This window comes from Yersinia sp. 2466 StPb PI, from assembly GCF_041538325.1.
Taxonomy (GTDB): domain Bacteria; phylum Pseudomonadota; class Gammaproteobacteria; order Enterobacterales; family Enterobacteriaceae; genus Yersinia; species Yersinia enterocolitica_E.
The window spans coordinates 2145844-2158500 of the sequence record NZ_JAULSL010000001.1 but is presented as its reverse complement, the minus strand read 5'-3'; the positions used below and the strand labels follow the sequence as shown (position 1 = coordinate 2158500).

Sequence of the window (12657 nt, the reverse complement as noted above, 5' to 3'; positions counted from 1 at the left end):
TTTGCGCCGCAATGACTTTATATCATGATTAGCCCGGTCTACCGGGCTGTCTAGTATGCCAACTGTTCATGTGCCATGGGCGGTTCTCTACCGCCCAGAATATCAAACTACGGTCAAAGATACTGACCATTTGAGGCAATGACTTGTTGATACCAGGTAAAACTGGCTTTTTTTATACGCCTTAGGTCGAGTAAATCATGTTCAGTCCGATTGACATAAATAAAGCCATAGCGCTTACCATAGCCCTGATGCGTGCTGACAACATCAATAACAGACCACGGGCAGTATCCCATTAGCTCTACGCCATCACTGATAGCCAACTGCATTTGCTCTATATGTTTACGCAGAAAATCAATACGATAGTCATCGTTAACCTGATCGTCGCTTTGCTGCGAATCCGGTGCGCCAATACCATTTTCGCTAATCAGGATGGGCAGATGGTAGCGCTCATACGTCTTACGTAACGTGAGACGTAAACCAATGGGGTCGACCACCCAGCCATAGCGGGTTTTATCCACAAACGGATTTTCTGCTGCGCGATACACTCCCGGTTCACCCAACATGATCTGCTGATCTCCGGCACGGGCCGTGATATCTGAGGCATCGCCCCGGCTGGCAGCAATAGTCGCCGTCGAATAATAGTTAATCGCGACAAAATCCGGCCGCCCTTGTGACAGGATTTCACTGTCGCCACTTTCCACCGTGGGCGCTAATCCACGATCCTGCAAATAACGCCACGCCAACGCATTGTAACGACCATACACCGCCACATCGAGAAAACTCCAGCAGCGTAATGTTTCCCAGTTATGGGCTGCGATAGCATCTTGTGGTGCACAGGTTTCCTGATACATCGATGTGGTATTTATCGCCGGACCAATTTTACCTTCCGGGCACATTTGATGACACAACGCCATCACCTGCGCCTGTGCCAACATCATATGGTGACTCTGCTGATATAAGGATTTTTTATCCGGTAATTGACCATTGGGCGGAGTACCAATTGCCCCAGGATGGAGGATCATGGTGTTCTGCTCATTAATCGTCAGCCAATATTTTACTTTGCTACCAAAATGGCTAAAGAGCACTTTGGCGTATTCAACAAAGGCATCAATCGTGGCGCGATGCCCCCAACCACCCTGCTGCTCCAGACAATAGGGCAAATCAAAATGGTAAAGTGTGACAACTGGCTCTATGCCGTAATGATTAAGTTCATCAATCAAATTCTGATAAAACGCGATCCCCGCAGGATTAACCGCCCCCGAACCATCAGGGATAATGCGGGTCCAGGCGACAGAAAATCGGTATGCCTTTAAGCCTAATTCGGCAAATAACTTAACGTCTTCTTTATAGTGATGGTAGTGGTCACTGGCGATTTTAAAATCTGCCGTCCCTGCTGGATGCTGGCACATATCAATGATCGATGGACTTTTACCGTCTTCATCCCAAGCACCTTCAACCTGATAGGCAGAGGTGGAACCGCCCCAGAGAAATCCTGCTGGGAAGTTCTGTAATTGTTGATAAATCATAACCGCCCCCTAACCACGTGCACCCAGAGTAATAATCGGCTCACCAAACTGAGTTGGCCCGCAAGCTACACTGCTAACCTGCGAATACGCATCACTGTTTACAATCAATACCGGTGTGACGATATCGTAGCCTGCCTGAGTAATGGCGGTGATATCAAAACTCACCAGTAGGTCGCCCACCATGACACGATCCCCCACTTGCAGCGTCGAACTGAAGTGCTGACCATTTAAGTTGACGGTATCAATACCGATATGAATCAAAACCTCAGCCCCGTCGTCTGATTTAATTCCGACGGCATGTTTACTGGGTAAGAACGTCATAATTTCACCTGTTACTGGGGCGCGCATTTCACCCACATCAGGGATAATAGCCACCCCCTGCCCCAACAATCCCAGAGAAAACACATCATCGTTAACCTGGCCTAATGGGATTAATTTTCCGCTTAATGGACTACTTATGACTGCTGCCTGAGCCGCTGTCCCCGTAGTTCTCGCCACAGAGGCAGACAAGGGAACGTTATCACTTTCATCAACTTGCGATTGTTCATCTACCGGGTCTTCAAAGCCCAATACCCAGGTCAGGGCGAAAGTGACCACAATAGCAATAACGCAGGTTATTAATGCGTGCACAATGTTCATTGGGTTTTCGCCAATAAACGCCGGTAATGCAGCAAGCCCTGGTGATACAAAGGCGTAACGCACCACACCACTTAACCCCGCATAAACACCAGCGCAGCCCCCGCCGATCATTGCCGCCACCAGCGGGCGTTTCAGCTTCAGGGTCACACCATATAATGACGGCTCGGTTATCCCCAAAAGTGCAGTGAAGCCTGCTGAAGATGCCAGTTGTTTCAAGTTCTTATTCTTTGTTTTGAAGGCGACACAGAGTGTCGCCGCCCCCTGAGCAATATTGGATGCCAACATACCGGGGCCATTGATCATCTCATAGCCTTGCTTAGTCAATTGCATGGTTGCAATCGGGGTCATGGCCCACGCCGTGCCCGTAATAACCAAGAAGGGTTGCAGCGCCCCCATTAACATGGGAATAAGCCAACTGGCTTTCGTGTTTATAATGGCAGCACCACTGCCCACCATATCATTAAGAAAGATACCAAATGGCCCGATCACGACTAATGCCAAAGGAGCAGTAATCAATAATATAATCATTGGCTTGGTAAAAAATTTAATCATCGAGGGCGAAATTCGCTCGGCAAAGCGCTCGACATAAGACATCAACCAAACGGTAAAGATAATCGGTAATACCGAACCGGCATAATCAGCCAATCTAACCTGAATACCGATAAAACTAACCGCGTCACCTTTTACCAACATTTGTGCCAAATTAGGGTGTAACAGTGCCCCGGCAATCGTCATTGCCAAAATAGGATTACATTCAAACTTAATCGCGGCACCATATGCCAGCAGAACCGGCAGGAAAAAGAATGCCGCATCCGCAATGGTATCGAGCAACTGATAAGTGGTACTGCTAGCTGTAATCACACCGGTGAGTTTCAAAATTGCCAGCAACGCCTTAATCATCCCGGCTCCGGTAATAGCCGGAATGACAGGGGTAAAGGTGGTAGAAATCACACTGATTATCTGGCTGAAAATACCATTTTTGGTTTTATTTTTATTGCCCTGCTTCTCTGCTGTTGGCACACTGCCAATCTCTTTCAATATCGTCCGATAGGTTTGCTGCACGTTGTTGCCGACAACTATTTGAAACTGGCCTCCTCGCTCGACCACACTGATCACACCCTCCAGTTTTTCAATCTGTTTAGCATCAACTTTAGTGTCATCGTTAAACTCAAAACGCAAGCGGGTGGCGCAATGTGTTAACTTACTGACATTACGCTTCCCCCCGATCAACGCTAAGATCTTCAATCCTAACTGCTGGTAATCCATCGCTATTCCCCTGAATTTATCACTTAAAAAAAACAAAAAAAAAGACCAAAACAAAAATGCACCCGCGGACGGGGGACACTTTTATTTTGGTCTTGCCTGCTTTACCAGTAACACGCCTCAATAAAATTATGGCAATAAATATAACTATTGCGTTATTAGTATCATCATTGAAGGTGAGAAAATGCAATATCATTCTCGGAAAACTGTGTGTTAGATCTCATATTGCATCTTACGCAGTACGCTTTATGCACAGCACTAAGTCGAGGCTATTCGAATAAGAGTTTCTGCAACTTACCTATTAGATTGAGTCACGTTAATACAACAATCTAATTGCTTGATAAATATCATCGTAAATATTAACTGCGCTACACAAAAATAAATTATAAATTATAAATTTAACACTTAGAAAAACAATATATTATTTTTATCTATAATAAGATAAATTGCAATTTTATGTGAAGCAATAATCTTAATAAATACACTCAATCTAAGAAGGGTTTATCGTTGAATAATATACAGCCAATCTATAACTCCGATCCAAAAAAATTCTACTTTCATAAATGTAACAATGAGTTAAGAAATACTGATATTTCGCCCTATAAGCATAAGTAATACATTACCATAAAAACATTTTTCCTGTATATAATTTAACCTTTCATTTGCAATTACTGATTCCGGTAATAGAACAAAAAAAATAATTTATAAGTGAATATTTTTTTGCCTCATCACGATAGAAACGATAGCATGCCCTCCCAGAATCCAGTGGCAGCAATAGAAACCATAATAATCGAAGGCGCTAAGACGCTATTTATGCATTAACCTTTAGCAATCAGTTGCTGTAATACATTCACGATGATTGCACGACAGACAGGAAAATAGGGAAAGCTATGATGTCAGGAAAACACACTGCAAAGACCCATCACGCCGCCAAAAAACGCTGGCTAGACTCTCATGATACTGGCTACCACAAAAGTATGGGCCGACGTCATATCCAGATGATCGCTATCGGTGGCTCTATTGGTACGGGGTTATTTTTAGGCACCGGCGCCCGCTTGCAAATGGCTGGCCCCGCACTGGCCTTGGTGTATCTGGTGTGTGGGATTTTCTCGTTTTTTATTCTTAGAGCGCTCGGTGAATTAGTTATGCACCGCCCAACCAGTGGCAGCTTTGTTTCTTATGCCCGCGAATTCCTCGGTGAGAAAGCATCCTATGTTGCCGGATGGATGTATTTCCTTAATTGGGCCATGACCGGGATTGTCGATATCACTGCGGTGGCCCTTTATATGCACTATTGGGGGACGTTCTCTGATGTTCCGCAGTGGTTATTTGCACTGGGTGCGCTCTCAATTGTTGCCACCATGAATATGATTGGCGTTAAATGGTTTGCTGAAATGGAATTTTGGTTTGCACTGATCAAAGTCGCAGCCATTGCTATCTTTCTGGTCGTGGGTGTGATCTTTCTCGGCACAGGGCAAAGTGTTGCCGGGCATCCCACCGGTATACACCTGATAACCGATAATGGCGGATTGTTCCCCCACGGGTTGTTACCCGCGTTGATATTGGTTCAAGGGGTGATATTCGCCTTTGCCGGTATTGAATTAATTGGTACGGCGGCCGGTGAATGTAAAGACCCGGAAAAGATGCTGCCAAAGGCAATTAATAGTGTGATTTGGCGGATTGGCCTATTCTACGTCGGTTCTGTGGTGCTACTGGTGTGTCTGCTGCCATGGAATGCCTATCAGGCCGGCCAAAGCCCTTTTGTCACCTTCTTTAGTAACTTAGGCGTCCCCTATATCGGGACCATCATGAATATCGTGGTACTTTCTGCCGCACTTTCCAGTTTGAACTCTGGCCTTTACTCGACAGGTCGTATTCTGCGCTCATTATCCATGGGTGGCTCAGCACCTAAATTCATGTCCAAAATGAGCCCACAATCTGTTCCCTACGCCGGCATATTGGTTACCGTGGGTATTTATGTCTTCGGCGTGCTACTTAACTATCTGGTACCATCACAGGTATTTGAAATCGTTCTTAATATTGCCTCTTTAGGCATTATCAGCTCATGGGCATTCATCATTATCTGTCAGATGAAATTACGTCAGGCAATAAAGCAGGGAACAGCAAAACCCGTATCCTTTAAAATGCCCGGTGCGCCGGTCACATCCTGGCTGACACTGTTTTTCCTGGCAGGTGTTTTAGTGATGATGGCTTTCGACTATCCGAATGGAACCTGGACTATCGCCACATTGCCGGTGGTGGCCGTGTTATTGGTTGCCGGTTGGTTTAGTTTACGTAAGCGCGCCACTGAGGTAGCTGCCGCACCGGTAGATACAATGCCCAAACAGCGCCCGCGGGAAGATATAAACGCTTCAGAAGTGGCTCTGGCTAAGTTACGCGAACAAAACTCCACCGGTTAAAGCCCATCGTTAGCCCGTAGGTTGATAGAGAGACCTACGGGCTGAATCGACACGCTTAGTGGCGGTTACGCACCAGTTGATAACGGCGCGTTAAATATTCGATGGGTACGCTCCAGATATGTACCAAGCGTGAGAACGGGAATAAAACAAAAAGGGTCAATCCCAAGACAATATGCAACTTGAAAATCAAGGCTACATCTATCAGATAGGCCGATGCTCCGGTGCGGAAAGTCGCAATTGACTGCGCCCAACCGACCAATTTCATCATCTCGCTACCATCCATATGTTGAGCAGAAAACGGAATACTCAGTAGCCCCAAGCTAACTTGTACCACCAGCAATATCAGAATCAGGATATCTACCCGGGTACTGGTTGCTCTGATCCTCGAATTAGTCAAGCGGCGGTGTAGCAGCATGACCCCACCGACTAACATCATCAGACCGCAGGCACCGCCAGCAATCATCGCCATTTTTTGTTTTATCTCTATCGGTAAGAACGATTCATACATCCAATGTGGCGTCAGCATACCCAGCACATGGCCGAAGAATATCCCCAGAATACCGATGTGGAATAAATTAGATGCCAGCCATACACCTTTCTTATCTAACATCTGACTGGAACCTGCTCGCCAGCTATATTGCCCATAGTCGTAACGCAACCAACTGCCCACAAAGAAAATCACCATTGCCATGTAAGGATAAATATCAAAAAAGAATTTATTCAAAAAGCTCATAAGATGGCTCCTTTACGGTCCGTCACCACATGGGACTGAACGACTTTTTTGCCCTCTGAGGCAGACTGAATACTGAGATATTGTGGTAGTACGGCATCGGCAAGGTGTTTGGGGGGCATCCCCTGCTGAGCTGATGCACACCCCTGCGTGCCGAGGAATTTCACTTGCTCCTCTTCCCATACCGCATCCAGTGCTTTGGCGGTGTCATCCCGGCTTTCACCCGCCACTTTATCGCCAAGATTTTCACTGCGAATAGCACTGCCAGACAGCACTAACAGCAGATCAAACAACTGGGCATAGTCGCTATCCCGCTGATGTAAACGTGCCCCCAGCAGCGCCAAAATGGGTGCAATATCCTGCAAACCCAAGGTGATATCCTGCACTGGCTGGTTAGCCAGATACTCAAGATAAAGTGGCAGGAAATCAGGCAACTCTTTACAGTCAAGCACTAACCCCGCACGTTGATACTGTGCCATGAGGTCCACCATGGCCTGACCACGATCGCGCGACTCACCATGCACATGTTCAAATAGCAACAGTGAGGTGGCTCGCCCCCGGTCAAATAAGCCACAATAGCTAGCCTGACACTCAAGCAATTCGCTCTGACATAATGTATTGATAAATTGCCTGAGCCGATGAACCTGTTCCGTCGTGAGTTCGTCGGCGCTGTCGAGCGCCTCAACAACTTCTTGCCGGTTTTGCCACAGATCAATATCTGGGTATTCCAGCAAACGTGAAATGATTCTCAAACTAATCATGAATGGCCCCCTGGTCAGTCTTACGTGTGACATCAACGGCATCAATGCGGCGGCTATTGAACAAATTGAAACGACTGTCACTGCCATGGCAACCATCGCCGAAACTGAAGCCGCACCCCTTACTTTCCGGGAAAGCGTCACGGGCTATTTCACGGTGGCTGGATGGAATGACAAAGCGATCTTCATAATTAGCAATCGCCAGATAGCGGTACATCTCTTGCGCTTGCGCCTCTGTTAGCCCCACGGCCTCCAGTGCACTGAGATCAGTTTTACCCTCAACGGTTTCAGCCCGTTTATAGTGGCGCATTGCCAGCATCCGTTTCAGTGCCATTAATACCGGTTGAGTATCACCAGCAGTCAGTAAGTTGGCTAAATACTGAACCGGGATACGCAGGCTTTCCACATCCGGTAGCACCCCGCTGTGGGGCAGCGCGCCAGAGTCTGCCGCAGACTGAATCGGTGACAACGGCGGGACATACCATACCATCGGCAAGGTCCGGTATTCGGGGTGCAACGGCAGTGCCAATTTCCATTCCACTGCCATTTTGTAAACCGGGGAGCGTTGGGCGGCCTCAATGACACTTAAGGGAATCCCCTGTTTCTGCGCTTCGGCAATCACCAGCGGATCATGGGGATCGAGGAAAATATCCATTTGCCGTTGGTAGAGGTTTTTCTCATCAGTAGTAGCCGCGGCTTGTTCAATGCCATCCGCGTCATACAGTAGTACCCCCAGATAACGAATGCGCCCCACACAGGTTTCTGAACAAACGGTCGGTTCACCGGACTCAATGCGTGGATAGCAGAAAATACACTTCTCCGACTTGCCGCTTTTCCAGTTGAAATAGATTTTTTTATACGGGCAACCGGTCAGACACATACGCCAGCCTCGGCATTTATCCTGATCAATCAGCACAATACCGTCTTCAGCCCGTTTATAAATTGCCCCACTGGGGCAAGTTGCGACACAGGCGGGGTTAAGGCAGTGTTCACATAAACGTGGCAAATACATCATGAAGGTATGTTCAAATTGCCCATACATCTCTTTCTGAATATGGGCGAAGTTCTGGTCTTTAGATCGCTTAGAAAACTCACCGCCCAGAATCTCTTCCCAGTTAGGGCCGTTCTCGATTTTCTCCATTCGTTGACCGGTAATCAGCGAACGTGGGCGAGCTACCGGCTGATGTTTTCCAGCCGGTGCGTTGTGCAAGTGCTGGTAATCAAAATCGAAGGGTTCGTAATAATCATCTAATGCTGGTACATCAGGGTTAGCAAATATCTTGGCGAGGACCCCGACTCGGCTCCCCATACGGGGGGTCAATTTGCCATTAATCTTGCGGATCCAGCCCCCCTTCCATTTATCCTGATTCTCCCAATCGTGCGGATAACCCAGCCCCGGTTTGCTTTCCACGTTGTTAAACCAGGCATATTCCATACCCTCGCGGCTGGTCCAAACATTTTTGCAGGTTACTGAGCAGGTATGACAGCCAATACATTTGTCCAGATTCAGAACCATGCCGACTTGTGAACGGATTTTCATAGTTTGCCCCCGGTTTTGCTCTGGTTTTGCTGTTCGTCATCCAGCCAATCAATCTTATTCATCTTGCGCACCACCACGAACTCATCGCGATTGGACCCTACCGTGCCGTAGTAGTTAAAGCCGTAGGCTAATTGCGCATATCCGCCAATCATATGGGTTGGTTTTGGACTGATACGGGTGACTGAGTTATGAATACCGCCACGTTGGCCGGTAATTTCAGAACCGGGGATATTAATAATGCGCTCCTGTGCGTGGTACATCATGGTCATGCCTGACGGAATTCGCTGGCTGACGACGGCACGAGCAGTTAATGCGCCATTACTGTTAAACGCCTCAATCCAGTCGTTATCTTCTATCAGCAGATCTTTGGCATCATCTTCACTCAACCAAACGATAGGCCCCCCTCTCGACAGTGTCAGCATCAACAGGTTGTCACTGTAGGTTGAGTGAATGCCCCACTTCTGATGGGGTGTCAGGAAGTTAAGTGCTTTCTCTGGGTTACCGTTCGGCTTCTTATTAAGCAAAGGTTGGGCGGCACGAGTATCTATTGGCGGGCGATAGCACAACAAACTCTCACCAAAAGCACGCATCCATTCATGATCCTGATAAAGTTGTTGCCGGCCTGAAAGGGTGCGCCACGGGATCAACTCATGAACGTTGGTGTAACAAGCATTATAGGAAACATGCTCATCTTCCAAGCCGGACCAGATTGGACTGGAAATGATTTTGCGTGGTTGCGCCTGAATATCGCGAAAACGAATTTTTTCATCTTCTTTATTCAGAGCTAAGTGAGCATGTTGGCGACCGGTAAGTTGTTCCAAAGCCTGCCAGGCTTTTACCGCCACCTGACCGTTGGTTTCAGGGGCCAAGGATAAAATCACCTCTGCGGCATCAATAGCAGTATCAATTCTTGGTCGTCCGGCGGCAGGGCCGTCAGGCTGGGTATGGTTAAGTTTTTTGAGGAAATCAATTTCAGTCTGGGTATTCCAGTTAATCCCTTTGCCGCCATTACCTAATTTATCCAATAGGGGACCCAAGGCAGTAAAGCGAGCATAGGTTGCTGGGTAATCGCGCTCGACCACCACAATGTGCGGCGCGGTTTGGCCCGGTATCAGTTCACATTCACCTTTTTTCCAGTCCTTTACACCATATGGCTGTGCCAGTTCGGCTGGCGAATCATGTTGGATGGGTAAGGTCACTACATCGGTTTCCTGACCTAAATGGCCGACGCAAACTCGAGAGAAGGTTTCGGCAATATCTTTGTAGATATCCCAGTCGCTTTTAGACTCCCAGGCAGGATCTACCGCCGCAGACAGCGGGTGAATAAACGGATGCATATCCGAGGTATTCATGTCGTCTTTTTCGTACCAGGTTGCGGTGGGTAAAATGATGTCTGAATAGAGACACGTACTAGACATGCGGAAATCCAATGTCACGACTAAATCCAGCTTGCCTTCGCCTCCCTGTTCCTGCCATTCAACCTCTTCCGGCATCACCCCACCTTGCTGGCCCAAATCTTTACCCTGAATACCATTTTCCGTACCCAACAAATACTTGAGCATATATTCATGCCCTTTGCCGGAAGAACCCAGTAGGTTGGAACGCCAGACAAACAAGTTTCGCGGGAAGTTTTGTGGATCATCTGGCTGTTCAGCGGCAAATCTCAGTGACCCGTTTTTAAGGCTATCGACGGTATATTCTACCGGTGTTTGACCGGCTTGTTGTGCGCTGGCGGCAAGGGTCAATGGATTGCAATTCAGTTGCGGGGCCGAAGGCAGCCACCCCATACGTTCAGCGCGCACATTAAGATCAATCAGACTTGGGCTAAAGCGCGAACTGTCGGCCAAGGGAGAGAGTAATTGGGTGGTGCTGACGGTCTCATAACGCCACTGACTGGAGTGATTATAGAAAAATGACGTACTGTTCATATGGCGCGGTGGACGTTGCCAATCGAGGCCAAATGCCAAAGGTAACCAGCCGGTTTGTGGTCGCAGTTTTTCCTGCCCCACATAGTGCGCCCAACCGCCGCCACTTTGCCCGACACAGCCGCAGAAAATCAGCATATTAATCAGTGCACGGTAGGTCATATCCATGTGATACCAGTGATTAATACCGGCCCCGACGATAATCATCGAACGGCCATGGGTTTTCTCGGCGTTATCTGCAAATTCACGCGCAATGCGGATAATATCCTGACGTGCAACGCCAGTAATTTTTTCAGCCCAGGCAGGAGTGTAAGCTTTTATATCGTCATAATTGCTGGCGCAGTTGTCATCAGCCAAACCACGATCCAGGCCATAGTTTGCCATCATCAGGTCATAAACACTGGTCACCAGTGCTTCACTGCCATCGGCTAATGGCAACCGTTTTACTGGCAACTTGTGTTGCAGTATTTCCTCTAGCGCAACACTTTGAAAATTCTCACTGATTTCGCCACCAAAGTAGGGAAATCCGACATTAACAATAGCATCATGTTGACCCAATAAACTGAGTTGTAATGAGACTTCCTGCTGCGTTTTGCCCTCGCGCTGCTCAAGGTTCCATTTACCCTTTTCACCCCAGCGATAACCGATAGACCCTTGCGGCGCTACCAACTGCCCGCTGTTAGCGTCAATGGCAATGGTCTTCCATTCTGGGTTATTCTCCTCTCCCAGATTATCCACCAGATCGGCGGCGCGCAGTAACCGCCCGGCGGCATAATCGCCGCTATGACGAGGTTCAAGTAATACCAGCATCGGCATGTCGGTGTACTGACGCATGTATTCAACAAAGTAGCTGCTTTGTCGTTGTAGATGGAATTCATTGAGGATCACATGCCCCATTGCCATAGCCATGGCACTGTCTGTTCCTTGTTTCGGATTCAGCCATTGGTCACACAGTTTAGCGACCTCTGCATAATCCGGCGTCACCGCTACAGTTTTGGTCCCTTTGTAACGGACTTCGGTAAAGAAGTGGGCGTCGGGTGTACGGGTCTGCGGAACATTTGAACCCCAGGCAATAATGTAGGATGAGTTGTACCAGTCAGCGGATTCTGGCACGTCAGTTTGCTCACCCCAGGTCATCGGTGATGCCGGAGGCAAATCGCAATACCAGTCATAGAAACTGAGGCAAACGCCGCCTATCAGTGATAGATAGCGCGCGCCCGCCGCGTAGGAAACCATCGACATCGCTGGAATCGGTGAAAAACCGATAATCCGATCCGGCCCATACTGTTTGGCGGTATAGACGTTAGCGGCGGCAATCAGTTCATTCACTTCCTGCCAGGTCGAACGGACAAAGCCCCCCCGGCCACGAGCCTGTTTATAATCCTTTGATTGTACGCTATCGCCAACAATTGAAGCCCATGCCTCCACCGGATCACTGTGCAGCACTTTGGCAGCACGCCACAATTGCAACAGATGCTTGCGCATCATCGGGTACTTCAGCCGATTAGCACTGTACAAATACCAGGAATAGCTGGCCCCACGAGGGCAACCACGGGGTTCATGATTAGGTAAATCCGGGCGGGTACGCGGGTAGTCAGTTTGCTGGGTTTCCCAAGTGACCAACCCATTTTTGACATAAATCTTCCAGCTACATGAACCCGTACAATTCACACCATGAGTTGAACGTACCACTTTGTCATGCTGCCAGCGGCTACGATAGCCATCTTCCCAATCACGATTGGTGTCCAGTGTCTGGCCATGGCCTTGTGCAAAAGGCTCGGCAAGTTGTTTAAAATAACGAAATCGGTCAAGAAATTTGCTCATCGGGAGACCTCCTGATTGGGGACATAACGGCC

General features: G+C 48.1%; 7 protein-coding genes. 1 reads left to right on the top strand and 6 read right to left on the bottom strand.

The genetic code is table 11. The features are described from left to right. Window positions 1-113 precede the first annotated feature (113 nt). Both Q2T72_RS09755 and Q2T72_RS09750 read right to left on the bottom strand, forming a co-directional pair. Window positions 114-1526: a glycoside hydrolase family 1 protein gene (locus Q2T72_RS09755; protein WP_372569089.1), complete on the bottom strand. Its 1413-nt coding sequence runs from the start codon at window positions 1524-1526 to the stop codon at window positions 114-116. A gap of 9 nt (window positions 1527-1535) precedes the next feature. Continuing rightward, window positions 1536-3431 (bottom strand): beta-glucoside-specific PTS transporter subunit IIABC, encoded by a 1896-nt coding sequence (locus Q2T72_RS09750; RefSeq protein WP_372569088.1) that lies wholly within the window; start codon window positions 3429-3431, stop codon window positions 1536-1538. 887 nt (window positions 3432-4318) lie between these two features. Here Q2T72_RS09750 and ansP point away from each other — a divergent pair. Next, on the top strand, window positions 4319-5848 hold the full coding sequence (ansP, locus tag Q2T72_RS09745; RefSeq protein ID WP_372569087.1) for an L-asparagine permease: 1530 nt from the start codon (window positions 4319-4321) through the stop codon (window positions 5846-5848). Window positions 5849-5903: 55 nt separating this feature from the next. Here the strand turns inward: ansP and narI are convergent, their stop codons facing one another. Genes narI through Q2T72_RS09725 form a run of 4 tightly spaced genes read right to left on the bottom strand, consistent with a single transcriptional unit; the run spans window position 5904 to window position 12625 of the window. Then, window positions 5904-6581, bottom strand: a complete 678-nt coding sequence (gene narI / locus Q2T72_RS09740; protein ID WP_372569086.1) for a respiratory nitrate reductase subunit gamma — start codon at window positions 6579-6581, stop codon at window positions 5904-5906. Continuing rightward, window positions 6578-7339, bottom strand: a complete 762-nt coding sequence (gene narJ / locus Q2T72_RS09735) for a nitrate reductase molybdenum cofactor assembly chaperone (RefSeq protein ID WP_083159098.1) — start codon at window positions 7337-7339, stop codon at window positions 6578-6580. Before narJ ends, narI begins: the two co-directional genes overlap by 4 nt. Next, window positions 7332-8876 (bottom strand): nitrate reductase subunit beta, encoded by a 1545-nt coding sequence (gene narH, locus Q2T72_RS09730; protein WP_372569085.1) that lies wholly within the window; start codon window positions 8874-8876, stop codon window positions 7332-7334. The genes narJ and narH overlap by 8 nt, the downstream gene beginning before the upstream one ends. Beyond that, a complete protein-coding gene (locus Q2T72_RS09725; RefSeq protein ID WP_102970428.1) occupies window positions 8873-12625 on the bottom strand; it encodes a nitrate reductase subunit alpha in 3753 nt (1250 codons plus the stop codon). Before Q2T72_RS09725 ends, narH begins: the two co-directional genes overlap by 4 nt. Window positions 12626-12657: the final 32 nt, after the last annotated feature.